20 protein-coding genes, 16 tRNA genes, 2 rRNA genes and 1 riboswitch are annotated in these 24,129 nt (G+C 47.1%); of the genes, 34 read left to right on the forward strand and 4 right to left on the reverse strand.

Going from position 1 to position 24,129, the window contains the following annotated elements; all coding sequences use genetic code 11:
• From LCM00_RS06775 to LCM00_RS06900, 26 genes are all read left to right on the forward strand, one after another.
• Nucleotides 1-392 (forward strand): 23S ribosomal RNA (locus LCM00_RS06775); the annotation flags it as partial.
• 119 nt (nucleotides 393-511) lie between these two features.
• A 5S ribosomal RNA gene (rrf, locus tag LCM00_RS06780) occupies nucleotides 512-628 on the forward strand.
• 24 nt (nucleotides 629-652) lie between these two features.
• Nucleotides 653-727: transfer RNA gene (locus LCM00_RS06785), tRNA-Asn, on the forward strand.
• 5 nt (nucleotides 728-732) lie between these two features.
• Nucleotides 733-825 (forward strand) — tRNA-Ser (locus LCM00_RS06790).
• A 15-nt stretch (nucleotides 826-840) separates the two neighbouring features.
• Nucleotides 841-915 (forward strand) — tRNA-Glu (locus LCM00_RS06795).
• Nucleotides 916-919: 4 nt separating this feature from the next.
• Nucleotides 920-995 (forward strand) — tRNA-Val (locus LCM00_RS06800).
• Nucleotides 996-1,012: 17 nt separating this feature from the next.
• Nucleotides 1,013-1,086 (forward strand) — tRNA-Met (locus LCM00_RS06805).
• Nucleotides 1,087-1,232: 146 nt separating this feature from the next.
• A tRNA-Asp gene (locus LCM00_RS06810) sits at nucleotides 1,233-1,308 on the forward strand.
• 150 nt (nucleotides 1,309-1,458) lie between these two features.
• Nucleotides 1,459-1,534: transfer RNA gene (locus LCM00_RS06815), tRNA-Phe, on the forward strand.
• 10 nt (nucleotides 1,535-1,544) lie between these two features.
• Nucleotides 1,545-1,620 (forward strand) — tRNA-Thr (locus LCM00_RS06820).
• 9 nt (nucleotides 1,621-1,629) lie between these two features.
• Nucleotides 1,630-1,714 (forward strand) — tRNA-Tyr (locus LCM00_RS06825).
• 6 nt (nucleotides 1,715-1,720) lie between these two features.
• Nucleotides 1,721-1,794: transfer RNA gene (locus LCM00_RS06830), tRNA-Trp, on the forward strand.
• Nucleotides 1,795-1,805: 11 nt separating this feature from the next.
• Nucleotides 1,806-1,881: transfer RNA gene (locus LCM00_RS06835), tRNA-His, on the forward strand.
• 41 nt (nucleotides 1,882-1,922) lie between these two features.
• A tRNA-Gln gene (locus LCM00_RS06840) sits at nucleotides 1,923-1,997 on the forward strand.
• 3 nt (nucleotides 1,998-2,000) lie between these two features.
• A tRNA-Gly gene (locus tag LCM00_RS06845) sits at nucleotides 2,001-2,075 on the forward strand.
• 8 nt (nucleotides 2,076-2,083) lie between these two features.
• Nucleotides 2,084-2,157: transfer RNA gene (locus LCM00_RS06850), tRNA-Cys, on the forward strand.
• A gap of 45 nt (nucleotides 2,158-2,202) precedes the next feature.
• Nucleotides 2,203-2,284 (forward strand) — tRNA-Leu (locus LCM00_RS06855).
• A 78-nt stretch (nucleotides 2,285-2,362) separates the two neighbouring features.
• Nucleotides 2,363-2,436, forward strand: a tRNA-Gly gene (locus tag LCM00_RS06860).
• A 234-nt stretch (nucleotides 2,437-2,670) separates the two neighbouring features.
• Entirely contained in the window at nucleotides 2,671-3,612 is a 942-nt protein-coding gene (locus tag LCM00_RS06865) for a carbohydrate ABC transporter permease (RefSeq protein ID WP_224899347.1), read from the forward strand.
• Nucleotides 3,612-4,439 carry a carbohydrate ABC transporter permease gene (locus LCM00_RS06870; protein WP_224899350.1) on the forward strand — a complete coding sequence of 276 codons (828 nt, stop codon included), beginning with the start codon at nucleotides 3,612-3,614 and terminating at the stop codon, nucleotides 4,437-4,439. Before LCM00_RS06865 ends, LCM00_RS06870 begins: the two co-directional genes overlap by 1 nt.
• Nucleotides 4,440-4,513: 74 nt before the next feature.
• The gene (locus tag LCM00_RS06875) at nucleotides 4,514-5,797 is read left to right on the forward strand and encodes an ABC transporter substrate-binding protein (protein WP_224899353.1); all 1,284 of its coding nucleotides are present in this window, start codon (nucleotides 4,514-4,516) and stop codon (nucleotides 5,795-5,797) included.
• A gap of 136 nt (nucleotides 5,798-5,933) precedes the next feature.
• Nucleotides 5,934-7,730, forward strand: coding sequence for a cache domain-containing sensor histidine kinase (locus LCM00_RS06880; RefSeq protein ID WP_224899357.1), 1,797 nt, complete (start codon nucleotides 5,934-5,936; stop codon nucleotides 7,728-7,730).
• Nucleotides 7,711-8,466: a response regulator transcription factor gene (locus LCM00_RS06885; protein ID WP_224899360.1), complete on the forward strand. Its 756-nt coding sequence runs from the start codon at nucleotides 7,711-7,713 to the stop codon at nucleotides 8,464-8,466. The genes LCM00_RS06880 and LCM00_RS06885 overlap by 20 nt, the downstream gene beginning before the upstream one ends.
• 11 nt (nucleotides 8,467-8,477) lie before the next feature.
• Entirely contained in the window at nucleotides 8,478-9,212 is a 735-nt protein-coding gene (locus LCM00_RS06890; protein WP_224899363.1) for a ThuA domain-containing protein, read from the forward strand.
• A 2-nt stretch (nucleotides 9,213-9,214) separates the two neighbouring features.
• Nucleotides 9,215-10,243: a Gfo/Idh/MocA family protein gene (locus LCM00_RS06895; protein WP_224899366.1), complete on the forward strand. Its 1,029-nt coding sequence runs from the start codon at nucleotides 9,215-9,217 to the stop codon at nucleotides 10,241-10,243.
• Nucleotides 10,244-10,254: 11 nt separating this feature from the next.
• Nucleotides 10,255-11,295 (forward strand): Gfo/Idh/MocA family protein, encoded by a 1,041-nt coding sequence (locus LCM00_RS06900; protein ID WP_224899369.1) that lies wholly within the window; start codon nucleotides 10,255-10,257, stop codon nucleotides 11,293-11,295.
• Between the two features lie 88 nt (nucleotides 11,296-11,383).
• On the opposite strand, the gene LCM00_RS06905 is transcribed toward LCM00_RS06900, so the two are convergent.
• Nucleotides 11,384-12,049 (reverse strand): B3/B4 domain-containing protein, encoded by a 666-nt coding sequence (locus LCM00_RS06905; RefSeq protein ID WP_224899372.1) that lies wholly within the window; start codon nucleotides 12,047-12,049, stop codon nucleotides 11,384-11,386.
• 116 nt (nucleotides 12,050-12,165) lie between these two features.
• Between LCM00_RS06905 and queG the strand changes: the two genes are divergently transcribed.
• The 3 genes from queG to trmL all read left to right on the forward strand — a co-directional run bounded on the left by queG (nucleotide 12,166) and on the right by trmL (nucleotide 15,089).
• Nucleotides 12,166-13,296 carry a tRNA epoxyqueuosine(34) reductase QueG gene (queG, locus tag LCM00_RS06910; RefSeq protein WP_224899375.1) on the forward strand — a complete coding sequence of 377 codons (1,131 nt, stop codon included), beginning with the start codon at nucleotides 12,166-12,168 and terminating at the stop codon, nucleotides 13,294-13,296.
• 318 nt (nucleotides 13,297-13,614) lie between these two features.
• Nucleotides 13,615-14,496: an amidase domain-containing protein gene (locus tag LCM00_RS06915; RefSeq protein ID WP_224899378.1), complete on the forward strand. Its 882-nt coding sequence runs from the start codon at nucleotides 13,615-13,617 to the stop codon at nucleotides 14,494-14,496.
• 113 nt (nucleotides 14,497-14,609) lie between these two features.
• Nucleotides 14,610-15,089, forward strand: coding sequence for a tRNA (uridine(34)/cytosine(34)/5-carboxymethylaminomethyluridine(34)-2'-O)-methyltransferase TrmL (trmL, locus tag LCM00_RS06920; protein WP_224899381.1), 480 nt, complete (start codon nucleotides 14,610-14,612; stop codon nucleotides 15,087-15,089).
• A 48-nt stretch (nucleotides 15,090-15,137) separates the two neighbouring features.
• Here the strand turns inward: trmL and LCM00_RS06925 are convergent, their stop codons facing one another.
• On the reverse strand, nucleotides 15,138-16,103 hold the full coding sequence (locus LCM00_RS06925) for a DMT family transporter (RefSeq protein ID WP_224899384.1): 966 nt from the start codon (nucleotides 16,101-16,103) through the stop codon (nucleotides 15,138-15,140).
• Between the two features lie 91 nt (nucleotides 16,104-16,194).
• On the opposite strand from LCM00_RS06925, the gene LCM00_RS06930 reads away from it, so the two are divergent.
• The 5 genes from LCM00_RS06930 to yhbH all read left to right on the forward strand — a co-directional run bounded on the left by LCM00_RS06930 (nucleotide 16,195) and on the right by yhbH (nucleotide 23,231).
• On the forward strand, nucleotides 16,195-17,607 hold the full coding sequence (locus LCM00_RS06930; protein WP_224899387.1) for an aminotransferase-like domain-containing protein: 1,413 nt from the start codon (nucleotides 16,195-16,197) through the stop codon (nucleotides 17,605-17,607).
• Between the two features lie 82 nt (nucleotides 17,608-17,689).
• Nucleotides 17,690-18,439: an oxygen-insensitive NADPH nitroreductase gene (gene nfsA, locus LCM00_RS06935; RefSeq protein ID WP_224899390.1), complete on the forward strand. Its 750-nt coding sequence runs from the start codon at nucleotides 17,690-17,692 to the stop codon at nucleotides 18,437-18,439.
• A gap of 1,072 nt (nucleotides 18,440-19,511) precedes the next feature.
• The gene (locus tag LCM00_RS06940) at nucleotides 19,512-21,407 is read left to right on the forward strand and encodes a PrkA family serine protein kinase (protein WP_224899393.1); all 1,896 of its coding nucleotides are present in this window, start codon (nucleotides 19,512-19,514) and stop codon (nucleotides 21,405-21,407) included.
• A 109-nt stretch (nucleotides 21,408-21,516) separates the two neighbouring features.
• Entirely contained in the window at nucleotides 21,517-21,690 is a 174-nt protein-coding gene (locus LCM00_RS06945) for a hypothetical protein (protein WP_009795008.1), read from the forward strand.
• 371 nt (nucleotides 21,691-22,061) lie between these two features.
• Nucleotides 22,062-23,231 (forward strand): sporulation protein YhbH, encoded by a 1,170-nt coding sequence (yhbH, locus tag LCM00_RS06950; RefSeq protein ID WP_009795010.1) that lies wholly within the window; start codon nucleotides 22,062-22,064, stop codon nucleotides 23,229-23,231.
• A 112-nt stretch (nucleotides 23,232-23,343) separates the two neighbouring features.
• Here the strand turns inward: yhbH and LCM00_RS06955 are convergent, their stop codons facing one another.
• Nucleotides 23,344-23,481 (reverse strand): hypothetical protein, encoded by a 138-nt coding sequence (locus tag LCM00_RS06955; protein WP_224899396.1) that lies wholly within the window; start codon nucleotides 23,479-23,481, stop codon nucleotides 23,344-23,346.
• A gap of 159 nt (nucleotides 23,482-23,640) precedes the next feature.
• Complete coding sequence (locus LCM00_RS06960; RefSeq protein ID WP_224899399.1) at nucleotides 23,641-23,853, reverse strand: hypothetical protein; 213 nt, start codon at nucleotides 23,851-23,853, stop codon at nucleotides 23,641-23,643.
• 80 nt (nucleotides 23,854-23,933) lie between these two features.
• Nucleotides 23,934-24,021: riboswitch (cyclic di-GMP riboswitch) on the reverse strand.
• Nucleotides 24,022-24,129 lie beyond the last annotated feature (108 nt).

A 24,129-nucleotide genomic window follows, 5' to 3' on the forward strand; every position in this document is an offset into this window, starting at 1 on the left:
GCTCATCGCATCCTGGGGCTGTAGTCGGTCCCAAGGGTTGGGCTGTTCGCCCATTAAAGCGGTACGCGAGCTGGGTTCAGAACGTCGTGAGACAGTTCGGTCCCTATCCGTCGTGGGCGCAGGAAATTTGAGAGGAGCTGTCCTTAGTACGAGAGGACCGGGATGGACGCACCGCTGGTGTACCAGTTGTCTTGCCAAAGGCATCGCTGGGTAGCTATGTGCGGAAGGGATAAGTGCTGAAAGCATCTAAGCATGAAGCCCCCCTCGAGATGAGATTTCCCATAGCGTCAAGCTAGTAAGATCCCTGAAAGATGATCAGGTTGATAGGTCTGAGGTGGAAGCGTGGTGACACGTGGAGCTGACAGATACTAATAGATCGAGGACTTAACCACATTTGATTGCTTTGTAATTCTTCTTCTGCATTATCTAGTTTTGAGGGAATAAAAATTTTAAAATTCCTCTTGCAAAATAATAAAAAGACGGTATAATAATACTTGTCTTGAAAAAATAGTCTGGTGGCGATAGCGAGAAGGTCACACCCGTTCCCATACCGAACACGGAAGTTAAGCTTCTCAGCGCCGATGGTAGTTGGAGGTTCTCCTCCTGTGAGAGTAGGACGCTGCCGGGCGAAAGTATTCTAATATACTATCATTCCGCAGTAGCTCAGTGGTAGAGCATTCGGCTGTTAACCGAACGGTCGTAGGTTCGAATCCTACCTGCGGAGCCAATTATGGAGAGCTGTCCGAGTGGCCGAAGGAGCACGATTGGAAATCGTGTAGGCGGTTTATAGCTGTCTCAAGGGTTCAAATCCCTTGCTCTCCGCCATTTAAATTATAATATGGCCCCTTGGTCAAGCGGTTAAGACACCGCCCTTTCACGGCGGTAACACGGGTTCGAATCCCGTAGGGGTCACCATTTCGGAGGATTAGCTCAGCTGGGAGAGCATCTGCCTTACAAGCAGAGGGTCGGCGGTTCGATCCCGTCATCCTCCACCATTATAACTTTTTATTGTCGCGGGGTGGAGCAGTCCGGTAGCTCGTCGGGCTCATAACCCGAAGGTCGCAGGTTCAAATCCTGCCCCCGCAATCTGGTCACGTGGTGTAGCGACGAGCGACACTTCATTGAATATGCTGCGAGTTGTCTCGACGGATTTGCTTCCTTGAACCATCTGGAAGAGGAAGAGTCAGTCCTGCAGGCTTCTCGGGCATAATCAAGACCGTAATTTATTAAGTGGTCCCGTGGTGTAGCGGTTAACATGCCTGCCTGTCACGCAGGAGATCGCGGGTTCGATTCCCGTCGGGACCGCCATTTTAGTTTTAGTTAGGCTCAGTAGCTCAGTCGGTAGAGCAGATTGCTACCTTCATTGAACAGCTTCTGCGGCAATCTGTGAGGAAGTTCGTAAGAACTGACGAACAAAGGACTTAAAACATACAAGGTTTAGAATGTAAATTTTATTATGGCTCAGTAGCTCAGTCGGTAGAGCAAAGGACTGAAAATCCTTGTGTCGGCGGTTCGATTCCGTCCTGAGCCACCATTGTTTGTAAGCCGGTTTAGCTCAATTGGTAGAGCAACTGACTTGTAATCAGTAGGTTGGGGGTTCAAGTCCTCTAGCCGGCACCACCTTAACGTGGAGGGGTAGCGAAGTGGCTAAACGCGGCGGACTGTAAATCCGCTCCCTCAGGGTTCGGCGGTTCGAATCCGTCCCCCTCCACCATTATACAGGGGTATAGTTTAAAGGTAGAACAGAGGTCTCCAAAACCTCCAGTGTGGGTTCGATTCCTACTACCCCTGCCAATTTTATTATGGCGATTGTGGCGAAGTGGTTAACGCATCGGATTGTGGTTCCGACATTCGTGGGTTCGATTCCCATCAGTCGCCCCATTTTTAAATCACAATAATGCATTTCATGCATATAATATTATTGGGCTATAGCCAAGCGGTAAGGCAACGGACTTTGACTCCGTCATGCGTTGGTTCGAATCCAGCTAGCCCAGCCATTTGCGGAAGTAGTTCAGTGGTAGAACATCACCTTGCCAAGGTGGGGGTCGCGGGTTCGAATCCCGTCTTCCGCTCCAAACGTTCTGGCGGCATAGCCAAGAGGTAAGGCAGAGGTCTGCAAAACCTTTATCACCGGTTCGATTCCGGTTGCCGCCTCCATTCCTATTCAAGGAAATGGAGAATGAACGCTAAATTAAATGATATGCCGGTGTGGCGGAATTGGCAGACGCGCACGACTCAAAATCGTGTTCCTTCTGGAGTGCCGGTTCGACCCCGGCCACCGGTATCATTTTCTTTTCTTTTCCTACAGGGTCTCCTGTTTTTATTTTTGTAAAGTCATCGACAAATTTCTACAATTTTCGATGCGGGTGTAGTTTAATGGTAAAACCTCAGCCTTCCAAGCTGATGTCGTGGGTTCGATTCCCATCACCCGCTCCATACATAATTTCATCAACGCAGTGTTTCGTTTCCAGAAAACGAAGCATTGCGTTTTTTCTTTGTCTTGATCACGATAAGGCATTCCCCAAACAGCCTGGTAATTGGCAGCCCAATCTTCACCCTTTATAAAGAAGTCAAAATTTTCCCCCTCTTTTGGTCAATTATGTTGCCCCTTTTTATTTGATAGCCTCCTATAATAAAAGAAAGCGATTACAAAGGGCGGTGAGATTAAAATTGGATGCAAAAACAGAGTTGGCCTCAATAAAGGGCGAAGCTGCAAGAAATACAGCAAGCAAACGTAAAGCACGTCTAAGGAGCATACTGATTTATGCGGCTTTTACCGGTCCGGCCATCATATTTTTTGTCCTTATACAGGTGATTCCGTTCCTAATGGGATTATATTATTCTTTTACCTCTTGGAATGGTGTAAGCTCAGCTGTCGAATGGGTCGGGCTCCAAAACTATATTAAAATTTTCAAGGATGATCCAAATTTTTTCCAATCATTCGTGTTTACAACCAAGTTCATGCTGGCCTCTGTGATTATCAGCAATTTAATTGGCTTTGGACTTGCCCTGCTTCTTAACGCCGCATTGAAGACCCGGAATATTCTCAGAACAGTCTTCTTCATACCGAATGTAATTGGCGGCCTGCTGCTTGGATTCATCTGGCAGTTCATCTTTGTCAAAGCATTTGCTTCCATCGGAAATATGACTGGACTGGCCTTTTTCAAGCTTGCCTGGCTGGGAGATGAGACTACAGCTTTTTGGGGAATTGTCATTGTATTTGCATGGCAGGTAAGCGGCTATATGATGGTGATTTATATCGCAGCCCTGCAGGGAGTGGATCATTCCCTTATTGAGGCAGCAAGGATTGACGGAGCCTCGAACTGGACACTTCTTACCCGCATCATCATGCCGCTTATCATTCCGGCATTCACTATTTGTTTCTTTCTGACCATATCAATGGCCTTTAAGATATTTGATTTGAATCTTTCTCTTACAAATGGGGGACCGTTCAATTCAACACAGTCTGTAGCCATCAACATTTATCAGGAGGCTTTCCAAAATAACCGCTATGGTCTCGGGACGGCCAAATCGATTCTTTTCTTCCTGATTGTCGCCGTTTTTACAACGGTTCAGGTAGTTATGACGAAAAGGAAGGAGGTTGAAGCCTGATGAATCGCAAGTATACCGGAAGGACATTTCTGCTGGAGATAGTCGGCATTATTCTAGGACTGATTTTTCTGATCCCTTTCTATTTTGTGGCTGTTAATTCCGTCAAGAGCTTTGCTGAAATCTTATTGGATGCAGCTGCTTTCCCAAAGGAAGTGTTGTTTGCAAACTATTCGAAGGTCTGGGAAATCATTAATTTTCCGAGGGCATTCTGGAATTCACTGATCATCACTGTACTCAGCAATATTGGCCTTGTGGTCATCAGTTCGATGGCTGCCTGGAAAATGGTGAGGACTCCCGGGCGCTTCAGCAGGGTCTTGTTCATCCTGTTTGTCTCTGCAATGGTCATTCCCTTTCAGACAGTAATGATCCCGCTTATGAAGCTCGGAGGTGCCCTGAATATTACAAACAGCATTCCCGGGCTGATTATGATGTATTTTGGGTTTGGCGTTCCGCTTTCCCTGTTCCTGTACCATGGATTTGTCAAAACTGTTCCAAGGGAGATAGAAGAATCGGCACTGATTGATGGGTGCAGCCAGTTCGGCGTTTTTTGGAGAATTGTTTTCCCGCTTTTAAAGCCGATTACTGTTACGGTTGTCATCCTTAATACCTTATGGATCTGGAATGATTTCCTGCTTCCTCTCCTGGTGCTGCAGGATGCTGAGCTGAGGACGATCCCGCTCGCCACCAGTTCCTTCTTTGCCCAATATACAAAGCAGTGGGATATGGGCCTGGCAGCGCTTGTGCTTGGCATAACACCGGTCATTATTTTCTTCCTGTTCCTGCAGAAGCATATTATTAAAGGAATAGCATCAGGCTCCATCAAATAGATATCAAATTTTCGCGGTGGCAAGCATGTACCGCAAAAATGATATATAAATAGAATTTAAGGAGGTCAATGACAATGAAACGCTTATTGCTTATTTGCCTGTCCCTGCTATTCACGTTCGGGATCATGGCTGGCTGTTCGTCAGAAAGCACTTCTGGAACTGATGATAAAGAGGGGACAAAGGATTCCGGGGAAGAAACTGTTACGCTCAATCTGTTCCAATTTAAAGTGGAAATTGCCGACCAGCTTCAGGAGATGATTAAGGAATTTGAAGCCGAGCATCCAAACATTAAAGTGAAGCTTGAAACTGTTGGCGGCGGTGCCGACTACGGTGCTGCGCTGAAAGCGAAATTTGCTTCTGGCGAACAGCCGGATATTTTCAACAATGGCGGCTTTAAAGAACTGGAACTGTGGAAGGAGCATCTGGCCGACCTGTCCGATGAGCCATGGGTTGAGCATCTTCTCCCGATCGGCAAAGTGCCGATGACAGATACCGACGGCAAGCTTTACGGCATGCCGGTCAACCTTGAAGGATACGGATTTGTCTATAATAAAGACTTGTTTGAGAAAGCGGGCATTAAAGAGCCTCCTGCCAATATTTCAGAGCTCAAGGATGCCGCAAAGAAACTGAAGGACAGCGGCATTACGCCTTTCTCAGCCGGATATGGGGAATGGTGGGTCATCGGGCAGCATTTGCTGAATATTCCTTTTGCCCAGCAGGAAGATCCTATTGCCTTTATTGAAGGCCTTTATGATGGTACAGAGAAATTTACGGATAATGAGCAATTCAAGCAGTTTAAAGAAGTGCTGGATACAGAAATCAATTTTGGAAATGACAATCCATTGACTACTGACTATAACACGCAGGTCACCCAATTTGCCGCTGGCCAGACTGCCATGCTGCAGCAGGGCAACTGGACTGAAAATATGATCTATGAGGTTAATCCTGACATGAATATGGGCTTCCTGCCAATTCCGATTTCAGACGATGAAAAGGCAGACCGGCTTCCTGTCGGTGTACCGAATAACTGGGTCCTGAATAAGAATTCCGAGCACTTGGATGAAGCGAAAATGTTCCTGGAATGGATGGTCTCTTCTGACACAGGAAAACGCTACTTAACAGAAGAGTTTGCTTTCATCCCTGCTTTTGACAATATTGAGGCTTCAGGCCTTGGCGACCTTGGCCAGTCAATCCTGGAGTACTCCAAGGAAGAGAAAACAATTCCGTGGACCTGGTTCAGATGGCCGGACGGGGCGAACAAGGAATTCGCTGCTGCCATCCAGGAATATGCAGCAGGAAAAATTGATTATGATACCCTGCTGGAGAGATTCCAAAAAACTTGGGATAACTTAAAGTAAAGCAGGAATCCCTGCCAGGTTAAAAAGCATGTCTGCAACAGGGCATGCTTTTTATTTTCCAAAACTGAAAAAATCTTCAGCCTGTCTCCGCCTGTCCCGTATATACTTACATTATCAGGGCTTGGGGGGGCTATTTATGATTAAGAACAGTATCCGCAACAAACTGATCGTCCTGCTGCTGCTGATCACGATCATTCCTTTCGGCACATCTATCGTCATCACCTACTTTCATACAAAGGAGTTTTTGAAGAACCAGGCTGTAGAGGAAAACAGCAAGCTTCTCTATCAGGGCAAGATCAACATGGAGAGCTATATGAATGAGCTTAATGGGCTGACATTGTCTCTGTACAATAATCCCGGCTTTTTAAATTTCCTGAGGACTTCTAAAGATGAAGACAATTACTTAACAATCGGGATCATGAAAAATGTGGTTCAGACCATCCTCTATGCCGGGGATACTATTAACAGGGTCCAGATAGCCTTTGCAGACGAAGACAGGGTTATATCCGCCTCCAGGAGGTCGACAGTGGTCTTCCTGAAAGGAAGGAGCGCCAAAAGCGCAGAGGCCTTCAATAGAGCCAGGGACAGCTCATCACATATGTATATTGAACCGCTGATGGAAGAGACAAATTCCCGAAATATCATGGCAGTGCATCGGGCGTTCACCAATATTCCCTCAGACAATGTGCTTGCGTATATCACTCTTGAGATCGCTCCGGATGACATCGTGGACCTCAGCAGGAATCTGTATACCCCGGGAAGCGAGGAATTTTATATCGTATCTCAGGATGGCCGGCTCATTTATAGTTCTGACGAGGATGCTGCAAGCAGGCAGGTGCACGAAAAATGGGTGGATGCCATTTTGAGTTCAGAAAAAAAGGCGGGGACGCTTGAGTGGGAGAAAGATGATTTCAGCGGCATGATGATATACGAGCAGATGGAAGAAAGTGCGGGCGGCTGGTTCCTTGTGAAGCGGGTTCCGGATTCAACTTTGTATGAAAGCGCTTTTAGCGTGGCTAAAATCAATATCCTTTTTGGCATCATCGGCCTCACGCTGGTCATCCTGGCCACCTTATTCGTTTCTTTTAGGATCACCTCGCCGATCCGGGTGCTGCTGAGGAGCATCAGCCAGGTAGAGCGGGGAGATATGAATGTTGAATATGATTCATTCGGGAAGGATGAAATCGGCATTCTGGGAATGAGGTTCAATGAGATGATCGAAAAAATCAACCATCTCATCAATAGGGAATATAAGCTGGAGATTGAGAATAAAACAAATCAGCTGAAGGTGCTCCAGTCGCAGATCAACCCGCATTTCCTTTACAATGCACTCCAGTCGATCGGAACGGTCGCCCTGAAGAACAAAGTCCCGCAGATTTATACCCTGATTACCCATCTTTCAAAAATCATGAGGTACGGGATGGACATGGAGGAGGACCGGGTGCCGCTGATAAAAGAGATTAATTATACAAAGGCTTTCCTTCTTCTGCAGAAAGAGCGGTTTGGCGAGAAGTTTATCTACAAAATAGATGCAGGGGAAGAGGTCTCATCTGTCAAAGTTCCTAAAATGCTTCTGCAGCCGGTGATTGAGAATTATTTTAAGCATGGATTTACTCCAGGTGAAGGGACAGGCGAGCTGAATATCGAATGTTATAAAGACAGCGGATTTCTATGCATAGATATTAGTGATAATGGCGGCGGCGCTGATGAAGCCAGGCTGCGGGATATATGGCGCTGTATTAAAGGCGGGCCGCTGGAGGCCAAAGGGGACAGCACGAGCATCGGGCTCAGGAATGTGTATGGGCGGCTGATGCTTTATTACGGAGAAGAAGCAATCCTGCAGCTTGGAAATCGTGGGGGCAAAGGCTTTATCGTTTCCATGAAGCTTCCGCTGCACCCAGGGGGCGAAGAGGATGAAGGCAATCATCATTGATGATGAAAAGCATGTCAGGGAAGGGCTTCTAATGCTTGCAGAATGGGAAAAGCATGGAATCAGCTCCATCTTTGAGGCAGAGGACGGGGAAGAGGCTATCAGGCTGATCGGCGAAGTGCAGCCTGATATTATTTTTACCGATATGAATATGCCCAGGTGTGACGGCATCAGCCTTCTCAAATGGATCCATGGTTCTAAATGCCGGGGAAAGACGATCGTTGTCAGCGGGTACGATGACTATGAATATATGAGAAACGCCATCTATTATAAAAGTTTCGATTATATATTGAAGCCTATTGATCCGGAATTGCTGAATGAAACGCTTGGCAGGGCAGTCAATGACCTTGCTTCTTCGAGCGTGGCATGGGATGGATTAAGAGAGCAGAAAGAAATGAAAGCTCCCCAGAAAGAGAATAACATTAAACAGATTGAAGAGTTTCTGGTCCAGAATTATCATCTTGATATCACACTCCAGGATATCGCGGACCGTTTTTATTTGAGCAGAGAGTATATATCGAGGAGATTCAAGCAGGACTTTCAGGCAACCATTACAGATTATTTGACCAATATCCGGATGGAAAAGGCGAAAGAGCTGCTTGGGAGCCCTTCTTTGAAAATCTACGAAATTGCCTATCAGGTTGGGTATCAGAATGAAAAGTATTTCAGCAAGGTTTTTAAAAAGCTGACCGGCTATACACCGAATGAATATCGGAATCTGCCGCCGGGCAGCAGATAGGAGGAAGAAAAATGGCAAAAGTGACGGTATGGAATGAAAATCAGCATGAGCAGAAAAACGCGGAAGTGAGGGCAGTATATCCGGATGGAATCCACGGAGCGATCGCCTCCTTTTTGGAAGGTGAGTCCTTTGAGGTAAGGACAGCAACGCTCGATGAGCCGGAATGCGGATTGACCCGGGAGGTTCTGAAAGATACAGATGTACTGATCTGGTGGGGGCATATCGCCCATGATGCGGTTCCGGATGAAATTGTTGACAGGGTGAAGCAGCGGGTGCTGGACGGCATGGGGCTGATCGTCCTTCATTCAGGCCATTTTTCAAAAATCTTCAAAGCATTAATGGGAACTTCCTGTGATCTGAAATGGCGGGAAGCTGACGAGAAGGAACGGATCTGGATCGTGGATCCGAGCCATCCGATTGCTGAAGGACTGGGGGAATATATCGAATTGGAGCAGGAGGAAATGTACGGTGAGCATTTTGATATCCCGGCGCCGGACCAGCTCGTGATGGTCAGCTGGTTCGAGGGCGGAGAAGTGTTCAGGAGCGGCTGCACCTATCAGCGCGGGAAAGGAAAAGTATTTTATTTCCGGCCTGGGCATGAAACCTATCCGACTTATTACCATCAAGATGTCCAAAGGGTCATTATCAACGCAGTCAGGTGGGCGAAGGGATCGCAGCAGCCTGAAGTGAAATATGGGAATGCACAGCCCTTGGAGCATATAAAAGGGAAGAATGGGGAGGCGTAAGGATGGAAATGATCAAGGTTGGGGTCATCGGGTGCGGCAGCATTGCCAGGCACAGGCATCTGCCGGAATATCACCTGAACGGCAGGGCTGAAATTATGGCTGTCTGTGATATTGTGGAGGAAAGGGCGATGGATATGGCTGCCCTGTATCATGCTGAAGCATATTCAAACTATGAGGATCTGCTGGAAAATCCGCAAATCGATGCAGTAAGCGTATGCACACCGAATTATCTGCACGCTCCCATCTCCATTGCTGCCCTTAAGGCAGGTAAGCATGTTCTTTGCGAAAAGCCGATGGCTGTGTCGGTGGAGGAAGCGGAGAGCATGATAGAAGCGGCAAGGAAATATGGGAAAAAGCTGATGATTGGCCATAATCAGCGGTTTGTGCCTTCCCATCAGAAAGCCCGTGCGTTTATAGCGAGCGGGGAAGCGGGCAAGGTATACAGCTTTAGAACCGCTTTTGGGCATGGCGGACCAGAGGGATGGAGTGCGGATGGGAAGGACAGCTGGTTTTTCCGGAAAAGCGAGGCGTTTATTGGGGCGATGGGAGACCTTGGAGTACATAAAACCGATCTGATCCGCTATTTGCTTGGAGAGGAGATTACACAGGCCGGCGCTTTTGTGGAAGCAAGCTCCAAGGAAAACAGCGATGTGGATGATACAGCCGTATGCATTTTAAAAACGGAAAGCGGTGTGATCGGAACCCTGGCAGCAAGCTGGTCCTATGTATCAAAAGAAGATAATTCAACCATCATCTATGCTGAGAATGCGATCATCAGGCTTGAGGACGACCCGGTCAATTCCCTTGTCATCCAATACAGAAACGGAGAAATACTGAAATATGAGCTTGGCGGCATTCAGACGAATGAAGAAGGAAAGCAGACGCAGTCCCATGTTATCAGTACATTCATTGACAGTATAGCGGAAGACAAGGAGCCTCCTGTGAGCGGGGAAGAGGGACTGAAATCCTTAAGGGTTGTCCTTGCTGCGCTGGAGTCGAGCCAGTCCGGGAAAATAGTGAGATTGCCTTAAGGGGGGATTGCATGGAAAAGCTGCGTGTTGGAATTATCGGAGCCGGCGGGATTGCGCAGAGCCGCCATATCCCCGCACTGCTGACATTATCAGAGCTGGCATCTGTTGAAGCGATCTGTGATATTCATGAGGAGACTGCCAGGCTTACTGCAGAGAAATTCGGGGTGCCTCACGCCTTTGGGGATTATCAGGATATGCTGGAGATTGTGGACGCTGTTGTGATTTGCACACCCAACCGATATCATGCCGAAATCTCTGTGGCAGCATTGAAAGCCGGAAAGCATGTTCTCTGTGAAAAGCCGATGGCGATGACTGCAGAGGAATGCGAAAAAATGATTAAAGCCTCTAAGGAATCAGGCAAACAGCTTGCGATCGCCTATCATTACCGTTTTATGAAAGAAGCAAGGGCTGCTAAAAAGGTCATAGAGGAAAACGAAATCGGCCAGCCAATCGTTGCCCGGGCAAAGGCACTGAGAAGAAGGAAGGTTCCGGGCTGGGGCGTTTTTACCAATAAAGAGCTGCAGGGAGGAGGCGCCATGATTGACTATGGCTGCCATTTCCTTGATCTTGCTTTATGGCTTCTCGGCAGCCCGGATCCTGTTGAGGTAACGGGAACAGCCTACAATCATCTCAGCAGGATGGAAAACCAGGTGAACCTTTGGGGAGATTATGATCATAAAACCATCGAAGTTGAGGACCATGTGACAGCCTATATCCGCTTTGGAAATGGCGCTTCCCTCCTGTTCGAAACCTCCTGGATGGCAAATATTAAAAATGATGAAGAAAGCCTTGGCATTTCCGGGCTCACCGGAGGAATTGATGTATTTCCATTCCAGCTGAATCAGCTGAAGAATGGGATGCTCCTTAATAGTGAGGCAGAGTGGCTGCCCGGAGAGGAGGATCCGGGAATACCTCAGGCAAGGAATTTCCTTAATAGCTGTCTGGGAAAAGAAGAGCTTATTGTTAAGCCGGAAGAGGCTCTTCAGGTTTCAAGGATCATTGATGCAATTTATAAGAGCAGTGAATTTGGGAAAAGCATTGTCCTGAAATGAGAAGATAAGAGGATGCTCTACCGGGGCACAGCAGGCAGCCCGTGAGAAATAAAAAACGCAGAGGCAACAGAGTGCCTCTGCGTCTTTATTATTCAATAATGGAAAATCTGCCTTCCCCGCCATGAACCTGCAAAAACATCCCCATAAGGGATTCCGCTAATCTTGCACAGTTGTCTGGGTCAAGAGACGGCCTGAAATAGATGACCTGTACTGCTTCAGTTGTTTCCCTTGTAACAGGCGCACGATTGGAGTCGACAAACGGGCTCCCGAATGGACCGTTCTGATCTTCGGTGATAATCAGGTTCTCAAGTGAATTCGGCCTGCCATTCAAGCCCAGATATTCTTCTCCTTCATGCCCCAGCCGAAAACGGATCGGCCCTTCCAAATGGCTTTTATCATAGATGCCGATAGGGGACTGGTACTCCAGTGAGAAAAAATTATTCAGATCTGCGGCACTATTCACGGTGGAGAGGTAATTCTGCTTTTTGATCCTCCGGAAAAGGGCTTCTGCTGAATGGCGGTAGCGGTTCGGATCTTTTCCCGCCTGCTTGAACACCTGCCTCCATTCCTTGATTCCATCGAATTCTGTCACATTCTTGTTCTCAAGCTCAAAGAAAATCGACTCCTGGAACAGCTGCAGCCGCCCTTTCAGCATCTGCGGGGAATCTCCTACCACAATTTTTTCATATTCAATGATGCCTGCCTTGAAGCCGGGCACCTTCTGCATTAAATCAGGCGTTATGCTGATTTCCAAACCTTTCACCTCCAAAAATCCTTTAAAATAGTTTATCATAGAAAGGATGCGAATAAATATCTTGGCGATTTTGCCTTTTTATATACAACACACAAGGATGAAAGGAGCGGGAGGATATGAACTATTCAGAGCTTAAGCAGGATATCATCGACTATAGCAGGACTATCGGCATTGATAAGATCGGATTCGCCTCTGCCAGCACTTTCGGGGAGATGAAGGGCAGGCTCATCAGGCAGCAGGAGCTTAATTACCAATCAGGCTTTGAGGAGCCTGATATTGAAAAAAGGACCGATCCGGCCCTGTTGATGGATGAGCCGATGTCCATCATCTCCATTGCCCTTGCCTATCCCTCAAAAATGAAGACACGCGTTGTCAGCAAAAGGGGCGAGCGGCGCGGAATTTTCTGCCGTGCCTCCTGGGGGACGGATTATCATACAGTACTGAGGGACCGCCTTGGCAAGCTTGAAGCATATATCCGGGAAAGGCTGCCTGAAGCAAAGCTCAAATCAATGGTCGACACAGGAGAGCTCGTGGACCGGGCGGTTGCTGAAAGAGCCGGGATTGGCTGGAGCGGAAAGAACTGCTCCATTATCACGCCTGAGTTCGGCTCTTATGTGTATTTGGGCGAAATAATTACAAATCTTCCGCTCGAGCCGGATGAACCGATTGAAGACGGGTGCGGTTCGTGCAATCTGTGCGTCGATGTCTGCCCGACAGGCGCGCTTGTCGGCGGGGGCCAGCTTGATTCCAAGCGCTGCATAGCGTTCCTGACACAGACAAAAGGCTTTCTTGAGGAAGAATTCAGGGTGAAAATCGGCAACAGGCTTTATGGCTGTGACACATGCCAGACAGTCTGTCCGAAAAACAAGGGCAAGGATTTTCATTTTCATGAAGAAATGGAGCCGGATCCTGAAATTGCCAAACCGCTGTTAAAGCCGCTGCTTCATATGAGCAACAGGGAGTTTAAAGAAAAATTCGGCCATGTATCCGGTTCATGGAGAGGCAAGAAGCCGATCCAGCGGAATGCCATTATTGCGCTTGCCCATTATAAGGACGAGACAGCTGTCGATGATCTGATCCATGTAATGAAGTCAGATCCAAGGCCGGTTATCAGAGGAACAGCAGCCTGGGCACTCGGGAAGATCGGCGGGCTGGAGGCAAGAGGAGCTGTCGAGTCTGCCCTTGAAAAGGAGACAGACGAAGATGTGCGCAGGGAAATGGAAAACAGCTTATATATGTTCAGTTAAAGAGAGGGAAGCCTCTCTTTTTTTATTGTTTAGGAAATGCTTACCAATTATTGATCCATGTCCAGCAGCTGCGCCTAGGTCATAAGCAAACCTCCCAAAAAGGCTAAGAACGCCTTTCAGGGAGGTTCGTCTTGAGGCCCCCAGGAAGCTGGTCATGCAGACGTTGCCACAGGACGTGGCGTTCTTAGTCTGCGTTCCTTAAGGTGGTCAAGGCACTTGCGCTTTTGTTCTGGACATTTATCAGAGTCCTTAGAGGCCATTTTAAGAAATGATTCGCCATTTGCTCTCATATGAATGAATGATGGGAGGAATGCATATATGAAAAAACAGCTTCAGGAGCTGCTGGAGCAGAGGGTACAGCAGTGTGTGTCCCATTCCCGCAATGACTTTCGCAAATGCCCGAAAATTGAAAGGAAGAAGGATATTCTCTCAAGAAGAGCCGGGGAAATTGTTAAAGCGAAAGCTTCAGGGAAGATTATTGAAAAAGCAGGACAGGACGCCGATGAGCTCAGCACAGTCCGTTATCATGTCCATTTTCAATATTTGATAAAAAATAAGGACGGATTGTATCTGGAGGAGGAAGTCGAGCAGCGTGAGGCTGAATTTTATAAAGGGGTGCTGGTCGGCGACAGTGAAATAAATCCATTCCTTCATATGGGAGAGCCGGCTGCGCTTCCGGCGGAGCCGGCTGATGATGGAGAAAGAGCGGGATTCAGATATGACCGCCTGAAGGCTGTCCAGTATGCGGAAAGATGGTGGAATGACTATAATCCTGCCTATAAGAAGTTCGAGGTCGACTGCACGAATTATATTTCACAGTGCCTCCATGCGGGTGAAGCGCCCATGAGAGGCTACCCGAACCGTTCAAAGGGCTGGTGGATGAGGAGCGATAATTGGAGCTACAGCTGGACGGTCGCCAACTCGCTGCGCTGGTATCTGCCAGGCTCCCGGACAGGGCTGAAGGGAAGGGAGGTAGGCAGTGCCGGGCTGCTGGAGCTGGGCGATGTAATCTGCTATGATTTCCAGGGCGATGGCCGCTTTGACCATACGACGATTGTGACAGCCAAGCAGAGCGACGGGACACCGCTTGTCAACGCCCATACCTTTAACAGCAGGATGCGCAACTGGGCATATGAAGATTCAACCGCCTATACACCGAATATTAAATACAAGTTCATCAGCATTGATGATGAATCCTGACCTGGTTGTATGAGGGGTAAAGAGTGGTATAATAGCTGGTAGAGTTTTTTTGAGTACAGCGGCCCCTTTAAGGGGTTAAGTACTCCGCAGACAAAGTTTCACTTGATGAGGTGATGGACGTGGCAATACATGTAGTACTATACCAGCCGGAAATCCCGGCCAATACGGGCAATATCGCCCGTACCTGTGCAGCAACAGATACAACCCTGCACCTGATCAGGCCCCTTGGATTTTCTACTGATGACAAAATGCTCAAACGGGCAGGCCTTGATTATTGGCAGCATGTAACAATTCTTTACTATGATTCACTGGATGATTTTTATGAAAAAAATGCCGGCGGCGAATTCTTCTACTTGACCAAGTTTGGCCAGAAGCCGTATACAAGCTTTGAATACAGCGACAAGGAAAAAGACTATTATTTCATTTTCGGCAAAGAAACGACAGGTCTTCCGGCGGAGGTCAAGGAAAATAATAAGGACCGCGCCCTCCGCATTCCGATGACCGGCAATGTGCGGTCATTGAACCTGTCCAACACGGCTGCCATTCTTATCTATGAAGCATTGAGGCAGCAGGATTACCGGCATTTAACATAAAGGATCGAGGCCATTTCCGTGGGGATATGGCCTTTATTTTTTTCACCTTTATTTGCCCGGCCGATTATGACTCAGGCCTCCCCTTTGTTCATCCAGCTTCCGTTCCGGGATGTGGATGACCAGTACTCCCGCCAAAGTGACAGCCCCGCCTGCCAGTGACAGGATTCCCGGGACTTCCCCCAGCCAGGCCCAGGCAATCAGGATGGCTGCTGCCGGGGTAAGATAGAGCGAGCTGACTGCTTCAGCCGCCCCGGATTTTGCGGTAATATAGGCAATAGCAAAGTACGGGATTATGGTAGGGAACACGCCAAGATAAAGAGCGGTTATAATGCCGCCTGCAGAAGCATCGGCTACAGCTGCTTCCAGTCCGCCTGAAAATAGCATCAGAACCAAAGTACCGCCCCAGATGGAATACGCTGTAAAAGAGATAAATCCATATTTTCTAAGCAGGTTCTTCTGAAACACAAAAAAGATGCTCTCAGACAATGCAGCGGCAAGAATAAGGAAAATTCCTGCCCCAATTGCAGATTTCCCAGGCTGGCCGGCAGATACGATGCAAACTCCGCCAAAGGCAATGATTGCTCCTATCCAACCTCGCCTCGAGATCCTTTCATTTCCAAAGATGGCAGCTAGAATTGCGGTGAATACGGGAGTAGTGGTAACAAGCAGGCTGGCTGCCCCGGCACTGACTGTCTTCTCTCCAATGCTCAGGCATGCATGATATACTGAAAAGCCCAGTGCCCCGAGACAAATCAGGGCAGGAAGATCTCTCAATGCCGGAAGCCTGATATTGAGAGGTCCTGCAAATAATAATAATACAGCAGAGCCGATCATCAGGCGAAGCAGTGAAAGGTGTTCGGGAGAAAAAGAATGGACGGCATATCTGATTGCCGGGAAAGCTGATGCCCATAATAGGATGGCAGCAGCATGGGCAGCCAATATTTTCAAGCGGAGATGTCCGGTTTTAATAAGACCACTTCCTTGCACGACAGAGTTCTTGGATGAATGTTTCATAATTTGTATGATAAAAGGAGTCTGCTAAAATGTCTTCAGCCACTGAAGTTGAAAAAAACCAGCCAATTTTATTGCAAGAGGTGAGACTGCAGTGAGGAAACAGCCTAAATATCTGCAGATTGCTGAATATATCAAAGAAAGAATTTCAACAGGGGAATGGCCAGTCGGCAGCATTATCCCGAGCCAAAGAGAGCTTGCGAAACAGTTTGGAGTAAACCGCAGTACGTCGACAGCTGCGATAGAGGAGCTGATGGCAGAGGGGCTCCTGGAGGGAGCTGTGGGCAGGGGGACGGCAGTCGTCAATAACACCTGGACACTGATGAACAGCAGGCCGCATCCGAACTGGAATGAGAATGTGGAATGGGGGATCCATCAGGCCAGCCTGGAAACAGTAAGGAAAATAAATGAGTCCGAATCAGATTCCGGCCTGATCCAGCTGAGCAAGGGGGAGCTATCCCCGGATATGTTCCCGCTTGGGAGAATGATGCAGATCATGAATCTCGTTTCCGCTGAAATGAAACCGTTCGGTTATGAGGAGCCAAGGGGAAATAAACGTTTGCGGCAAGCTGTCAGCTCCTATCTGGAGAAAAGGGGCCTTAAGGTTTCTCCTTCTTCCATCCTGATTGTTTCCGGATCATTGCAGGCTTTGCATCTCATATCAATCGGCCTGCTCCAGAAAGGGACTAAGGTATACCTGGAGGATCCGTCTTACTTAAATTCATTATCTGTTTTCCAATCTGCCGGGATGAAGCTGACAGGCCTTCCGATGGATGAGGAGGGCATCATCCCAGCTTCTATTCCTTCAGGTCCAGAGGGAAAGTCAGTATTATACTGCAATCCGACATTCCATAATCCAACAGGTGCACTCTCGGGTGTTAATCGGAGAAGAAATATCGTTAAGGAGTGTTCGTACAGGAGGATTCCCATTATTGAGGATGATGTCTACAGGGACCTTTGGCTGGAGGAGAGTCCGCCAGCTCCTATGAAGGCTGAGGATTCAGCAGGGAATATCCTTTATACGGGCAGCCTCTCCAAAACATTGACACCCGGGCTGCGCATCGGCTGGCTGGCTGGACCTGAGCCTGTCATCGAAAGGCTTGCTGATCTCAAGATGCAGTCAGACTATGGTTCCAGCTCGCTTTCGCAGCAGATTGCGGCCAGATGGCTGGAGGATGGCTCCTATGACCAGCATCTGCATTATGTGAGAGAAGAACTGAGGATTCGGAGGGAAGCAGCCGCAGCTGAACTTGAGAAGCAGATGAAGGAATATGCTGTATGGACATTGCCGAAAGGAGGTTTTTTCATTTGGATTCAGCTCCGTCCGGGGTATCAAATAAGGAATCTTTTTGAAAAAGCATTTTCAAAGGGTATTCTCTTAAACCCGGGCAGCATCTATTCACCAAAGCCAGACTGGCATATCCGCCTTTCCTATGCTTTTGCTTCGATTGAAGAAATCAAGGAGGGCATTGCCGTACTCGCCTCAATTTTAAAGGAAGGCAAGTGATCGCATATCCGCCGGGCTGTACTTTATGTGATTAATTAGGGATTAGGTTAAAATAAAGGTATTCATAGAGGAGGTACATAACATGAACGAAACGGTAGAAACGATACTGGCCCACAGATCAATCAGGAAATTTGAGGACCGTGAACTGACGAGGGAACAGGTTGAAACGATTGTCTCCTGTGCACAGGCCGCTTCAAGCTCAAGCTTCATCCAGGCATATACCATCATCGGCATAACAGATCAGGAAAAGAAACAGAAGCTGTCCGAGGTGGCGGGAAACCAGTCCTATGTAGCGCATAACGGTCACTTCTTCGTCTTCTGTGCAGATTTGAACCGCCATCATGTCCTCTCGGAAATGGAAGGGAAGGATCTAAGCGAGTCCCTTGAAAGTACGGAAAAATTCATGGTTGCGCTGATTGACGCTGCGCTTGCGGCCCAGAATGCAACAGTTGCCGCAGAGTCAATGGGCCTTGGCGTCTGCTATATCGGCGGCATCCGCAATCAGCTTGGGGAAGCTGCCAAGGTGCTGGGTACACCAGAAAGGGTAATACCGCTCTTTGGCCTCAGTGTTGGATACCCAGCCCAGGATCCCGACAAAAAGCCAAGACTTCCTTTAGAGCATGTCTATCACGAAAATGGCTACCAGCAGGATCAGGAAAAATATAAACAACAGCTCGAGGAGTACAATCAAACGGTGTCAGCTTATTATGCCGAACGCACGCAGAACATGAGAAATGACACCTGGACCGGCCAGATGGCAGCCATGCTTGAAAGACCGGTGAGGATGTATATGAAGGATTTTGTGAATAAAAATAAATTGGATTTGAAGTGATTGCAGGCTTCCTTTGCTTGAAGGGGCAGGGAGTGGCTGTGGGATTGGTTTCTGGGATACATGAGCGGTGCTAAGAAAGGGCAGTCATGTATTTGGGGAGCGGTTTGGGGTGCATGAGTTGTGTGCGGGAGGGGCAGTCGGGCATGGAAAGAGTCCTAATCGATGCATGACACCTCCCAGAAAACGCAAGTCATGTATAGAAAGAGTCCTAATCGATGCATGACACCTCCCAGAAAACGCAAGTCATGTATAGAAAGAGGCCTAATCGATGCATGACACCTCCCAGAAAATGCAAGTCATGTATAGAAAGAGGCCTTATCGATGCATGACACCTCCCAGAAAATGCAAGTCATGTATAGAAAGAGGCCTTATCGATGCATGACACCTCCCAGAAAATGCAAGTCATGTATAGAAAGAGGCCTAATCGATGCATGACATCTCACAGAAAACGCAAGTCCTGTATAAAAGAGTCTTAATCGAAGCATGACACGGCACAGAAAATGCAAGTCATGCAAAGAAAGAAGCCTAATCAATGCATGACACAGCCCCAAAAATGCAAGTCATGCATAGAAAGAGTTCCGATCGATGCATGACACACAACCAAAAAAGAAAACCCTCACCAAATTATGACCGCACTCCACCAGGCCCAACAAATTCTCCTGACAAACAAAAAAGGACCGGAATCCCAAGATTCCGGTCCTTTTTTGTATACCGTTCTTCTTACTTATTCATCCCTGGTTTGTCGTTGTAGCCGGCAGTGAAGATGGCTGACAGGAACGCGATAGTTACGCCGATGATTAAAATCAAGCCCATGATGTTGGCCTCCTTTTTATGTAGGAATTCCCTTTTGCATACCTATGTAATCTTATTATAGCCCAATTCCACCATGGTGTGAATGAAAAACTGTGGATATTTTATGGAGAATCGCCGGAGGAATGCGGCAGTGCTGGCAGGTTCAGGCACTCTGAAGGTGAAGGGAATTCTGCTTTTCTTCCGGGTTATAGAATGTTTAATTGCCCAAGCGCATAGATTATATTAATCGTCTCTGATAATGCGACAGGGGGAGGTCCTTATGGATATTATAAAAAAAATCGAGATGTACAGACACGAAGAGGAAAAGCTTAAATGGGAAGGGACATTCAGGGAGTATTTAGACATTGTCAAAGAGAAGCCATGGGTAGCCCAGTCAGCACATTCCAGGGTATACAGTATGATCAAGGATGCCGGTGTCGAAGACGATAAAGGAAAAAAACGGTATAAATTTTTCAGCAACCAGCTGTTTGGTCTGGAGGAATCGCTCGAAAGGCTTGTGGAGGAGTATTTTCATCCTTCTGCAAAAAGGCTTGATGTCAGGAAAAGGATCCTGCTCCTCATGGGTCCTGTCAGCGGAGGGAAATCTACGCTCGTCACAATGCTTAAGCGAGGGCTTGAAGCATATTCCCTTACCGATAAAGGTGCTGTATTTGCGATTAAAGGCTGTCCAATGCATGAAGACCCGCTCCATCTGATTCCGCATCATCTGCGGAAGGACTTCTTTGATGAGTATGGAATCAGGATTGAAGGGAATCTATCCCCGCTGAATATGATGCGGCTTGAGCAGGAGTACGGGGGACGGATAGAAGATGTAGTGGTCGAAAGGATCTTTTTCTCAGAGGATAAACGGACCGGGATTGGTACATTCAGCCCGTCTGATCCGAAATCCCAGGATATTGCCGATCTTACCGGCAGCATAGATTTCTCCACGATCGCCGAATACGGTTCAGAATCTGACCCGCGGGCCTACAGGTTTGACGGGGAGCTGAATAAGGCGAACAGGGGGATGATGGAGTTTCAGGAGATGCTGAAATGCGATGAAAAGTTCCTATGGCATCTGCTCTCCCTCACACAGGAAGGCAATTTCAAGGCAGGGCGGTTTGCGCTGATTTCTGCAGATGAGCTGATTGTGGCGCATACAAATGAAACAGAGTACCGTTCCTTCATTTCCAATAAGAAAAATGAGGCACTTCATTCCCGGATCATTGTCATGCCTGTCCCTTATAACCTAAAGGTTACAGAAGAAGAAAAAATTTATGAAAAAATGATCAGTGAGAGCGATGTTTCAGATGTCCATATTGCACCGCACACGCTTAAGGTGGCAGCGATGTTTACGACCCTTACGAGGCTGAAGGAACCTAAAAAAGGTGATATTGACCTCGTGAAGAAAATGAGGCTCTATGACGGAGAAAGCGTGGAAGGCTACAACCGCGCAGACGTTGAGGAGCTTCAGAAGGAATATCCTGATGAAGGAATGAGCGGAATTGATCCGCGTTATGTCATCAACCGGATATCATCCACAATCATCCGGAAAGAGATTACCAGCATCAATGCGCTGGATGTTCTGAGATCCCTGAAAGAAGGGCTTGATCAGCATCCGTCGATCACCGCTGAGCTGAAAGAGCGCTATTTGAACTTCATATCACTTGCACGCAAGGAATACGATGATATTGCCAAGAAGGAAGTCCAGAAGGCATTTGTTTATTCATATGAAGAATCGGCGAAGACTCTTATGGACAATTATCTGGATAACGTAGAGGCTTATTGCAATAAGGCGAAGCTCCGCGATCCTCTGACCGGTGAGGAAATCAATCCGGATGAAAAGCTGATGAGGTCGATTGAAGAGCAGATCGGCATTTCGGAAAATGCGAAAAAGGCATTCAGGGAAGAAATCCTTATCCGCATCTCTGCCTATGCAAGGAAAGGCAAGCGCTTTGACTACAATTCGCATGACCGGCTCCGCGAAGCGATTCAGAAGAAGCTGTTTGCAGACCTGAAGGATGTTGTTAAGATTACAACATCTTCTAAGACTCCTGATGAGCAGCAGCTGAAGAAGGTGAATGAAGTAGTAGCAAGACTCATTGATGAACACGGCTATAATTCTACCTCTGCGAATGAACTGCTGCGGTATGTGGGAAGTTTGCTGAACAGATAAATGTGAAAAGGCTGGCAGGGTTTGCCGGCCTTTTTGGCTGCCTTCTCCCAGGCAAGTGTTAGTTTCAATTCGGGCGTCCAGGGGAAAAGGGAATGTAGAGGTGATTAAGATGAAGAAAAAGGAACTGGACAAGGACTTTGTGCCAAGAAACAGCTCCATGGCCGAAAATGTAGAAGAGATGCATAATCTGGGAAAGCAGATGGAGCATCTCAGGACTGGGGAAGAGCTTGAAGAGGACGGAAAGCAGCCAGACCCCATCCAGTATAAAGACAACGAAAAGTGACTCCTGCGCTGAAGCTGCAGGAGTTTTTTTTAGCCGTATTACTCCGGGTTCTATTTGAACCGAAGACTTAATAGATATACCAATAAATAGCTCAGTCAGGGGAGAGACAGGATGAGGAAATTACGGGCTGCTATTTTAATAGTGATTATGCGTGCTCCAGGATGGACAGGCGTCTGCGGCACTATAAAAAAGGCTTGTCCGACAGCATAGGCTTTTGTCTTATTGTCAAAATTATTTGTAAATTATTTTGATATCTCGCATAGTATAGAGTAATTAATATTTCACGTTCCTTTTGACACTCGGGATATTGTATGTTGCTTAAGGAAAATGTGTGCAAAAATTCCATGAATTTTTTTCAAGGAGGGGTTATAATGACCGACATCAACAACCGCCAGTTTGTGATTTCCGAAGAAGATTGGTCCCTCCATCGCAAAGGCCACGATGACCAGCAGCGCCACCAGGAAAAGGTACAGGATGCGATCCGGAACAATCTCCCAGATCTGATAACAGAAGAAAGCATCATTATGTCCAATGGCCGTGAAGTCGTGAAAATCCCGATTCGCTCTCTTGACGAATATAAAATTCGTTATAACTATGATAAAAACAAACATGTAGGCCAGGGAGACGGAGACAGCCAGGTAGGCGATGTGGTCGCCAGAGACGGCTCCAGCGGCCAGAAAGGCCCAGGGAAAGGCCAGGGTGCAGGCGACCAGCCGGGTGAGGATTATTTTGAGGCTGAAGTGTCCATGATGGAGCTTGAGGAAGCGCTGTTCAAGCAGCTGGAGCTGCCGAACCTGAAAAGGAAGGAACAGGAAGAGCATCTGGTTGAGAACATTGAATTCAATGATATCCGCAAGACAGGATTAATGGGCAATATTGATAAAAAACGCACAATGATGACCGCATTTAAACGAAATGCCATGACAGGGAAGCCGGCCTTCTATCCGATCTATCAGGAGGATCTGAAGTTCAAGACATGGAATGAAATTGTAAAGCCTGATTCTAAGGCAGTAGTGCTCGCCATGATGGATACGAGCGGATCGATGGGATTATGGGAGAAATACATGGCGAGGAGCTTTTTCTTTTGGATGACCCGGTTTTTGCGGACAAAGTATGAAACGGTGGAAATAGAGTTCATTGCCCACCATACAGAAGCGAAGGTCGTATCAGAGGAAGATTTCTTTTCAAAAGGGGAAAGCGGGGGAACCATTTGTTCATCAGCCTACCGCAAAGCGCTCGAGCTGATCAATGAAAAATACAACCCAAGAAGATTCAATATCTATCCTTTCCATTTTTCCGATGGCGATAACCTTACCTCTGACAATGCGCGCTGCGTGAAGCTTGTTGAAGAGCTGATTGCGGTATCGAGCATGTTCGGGTATGGGGAAGTCAATCAGTACAACCGCCACTCGACCCTCATGTCCGCTTATAAGAATATCAAAAATGAACACTTCAGATATTATATCCTCAAGCAAAAAGCAGATGTTTTCCATGCGATGAAGAGCTTCTTCCAAAACGAAGAAAATAAAATCTATGCATAAACAAACCGGCGGGCAGAGTGCCTGCCGGTTTTCCTTTCCCAATGCACAAAAAAAGCCGTTTAATGAAAAGCGGCTTTCGTTGGCTTCATGTTTTTGGCATGAAGGTGTCCTTTTATTTCTCCAGCGGGATTGCGATAATTTTCCCGCCGATCTGGACGTGGACTGTGTCATTGAATACAGCTTTCACAATTCCTTTTAAGGAGATCGATGAATTTAATGCTAATTTGGATTGTGCTGAATTATCCGCCATGAAGATTCCCCTTTGCTTTGTATTTGAAGGAGTGCTGCCTAATTAAAGTAAATGAGTTAGTTACTTTCTTTTTGCCACTTTTTTGGAATTCCTAAACCTGATTTGGCGCATTATGCAGGAAATAAAGCTGGGTATGGGAGCAAAAGAAAAAGCAGCTGCTCATGAATAGCAGACTGCTTTTTCTTCCTTCAGCACGGAGCTTTTGCAGACAGGGCAATCGATATCATTGCTCTGCTTAAATTGGATTTTTTTGAAATCTTTTTTGATGAATGTGGTAAAGCCTTTGTACTTAAAGCCGCATTCACAAAAATTAGAGTCTTTGACAAGATGCCTCTGATTGGTTTCTTTACATAAAAACGTCGGGTAAAACATAATTCTCCCTCTCTTTTAGAAAATGGATTAGGCAAATTAGAAAGGGTGTATGATTTATAAAAGTTTACAAGAATAATATTCTTTGCGGCCCGGCTGCCATGACAAATAATTTGTTTTAGGCCCGTGGCTTTGCGTCTTTTACTTTCGTAAAATTTGCCCTTAGTAAGATTAGCACTAAATCGGGAAAAAATGAAAGAGTTTGTTTATTCATTTTATTCTGACTCTTAAATAGAGCGCTTTCTCCTGCGATAAATAGGTGAGTGAATTGATTTTGTG

The organism is Bacillus infantis (assembly GCF_020171945.1).
Classification (GTDB): domain Bacteria; phylum Bacillota; class Bacilli; order Bacillales; family Cytobacillaceae; genus Bacillus_AB; species Bacillus_AB infantis_A.

Excerpts from the sequence above, each read along its gene's own strand:
- LCM00_RS06870 (WP_224899350.1), top strand. The coding sequence starts at position 3,612 with ATGAATCGCAAGTATACCGGAAGGACATTTCTGCTGGAGATAGTCGGC.
- LCM00_RS06900 (WP_224899369.1), top strand. The coding sequence starts at position 10,255 with ATGGAAAAGCTGCGTGTTGGAATTATCGGAGCCGGCGGGATTGCGCAG.
- LCM00_RS06895 (WP_224899366.1), top strand. The coding sequence starts at position 9,215 with ATGGAAATGATCAAGGTTGGGGTCATCGGGTGCGGCAGCATTGCCAGG.
- queG (WP_224899375.1), top strand. The coding sequence starts at position 12,166 with ATGAACTATTCAGAGCTTAAGCAGGATATCATCGACTATAGCAGGACT.
- LCM00_RS06960 (WP_224899399.1), bottom strand. The coding sequence starts at position 23,853 with ATGTTTTACCCGACGTTTTTATGTAAAGAAACCAATCAGAGGCATCTT.
- LCM00_RS06880 (WP_224899357.1), top strand. The coding sequence starts at position 5,934 with ATGATTAAGAACAGTATCCGCAACAAACTGATCGTCCTGCTGCTGCTG.
- yhbH (WP_009795010.1), top strand. The coding sequence starts at position 22,062 with ATGACCGACATCAACAACCGCCAGTTTGTGATTTCCGAAGAAGATTGG.
- LCM00_RS06955 (WP_224899396.1), bottom strand. The coding sequence starts at position 23,481 with ATGGCGGATAATTCAGCACAATCCAAATTAGCATTAAATTCATCGATC.
- nfsA (WP_224899390.1), top strand. The coding sequence starts at position 17,690 with ATGAACGAAACGGTAGAAACGATACTGGCCCACAGATCAATCAGGAAA.
- LCM00_RS06945 (WP_009795008.1), top strand. The coding sequence starts at position 21,517 with ATGAAGAAAAAGGAACTGGACAAGGACTTTGTGCCAAGAAACAGCTCC.
- trmL (WP_224899381.1), top strand. The coding sequence starts at position 14,610 with ATGGACGTGGCAATACATGTAGTACTATACCAGCCGGAAATCCCGGCC.
- LCM00_RS06885 (WP_224899360.1), top strand. The coding sequence starts at position 7,711 with ATGAAGGCAATCATCATTGATGATGAAAAGCATGTCAGGGAAGGGCTT.
- LCM00_RS06925 (WP_224899384.1), bottom strand. The coding sequence starts at position 16,103 with ATGAAACATTCATCCAAGAACTCTGTCGTGCAAGGAAGTGGTCTTATT.
- LCM00_RS06875 (WP_224899353.1), top strand. The coding sequence starts at position 4,514 with ATGAAACGCTTATTGCTTATTTGCCTGTCCCTGCTATTCACGTTCGGG.
- LCM00_RS06940 (WP_224899393.1), top strand. The coding sequence starts at position 19,512 with ATGGATATTATAAAAAAAATCGAGATGTACAGACACGAAGAGGAAAAG.
- LCM00_RS06890 (WP_224899363.1), top strand. The coding sequence starts at position 8,478 with ATGGCAAAAGTGACGGTATGGAATGAAAATCAGCATGAGCAGAAAAAC.
- LCM00_RS06915 (WP_224899378.1), top strand. The coding sequence starts at position 13,615 with ATGAAAAAACAGCTTCAGGAGCTGCTGGAGCAGAGGGTACAGCAGTGT.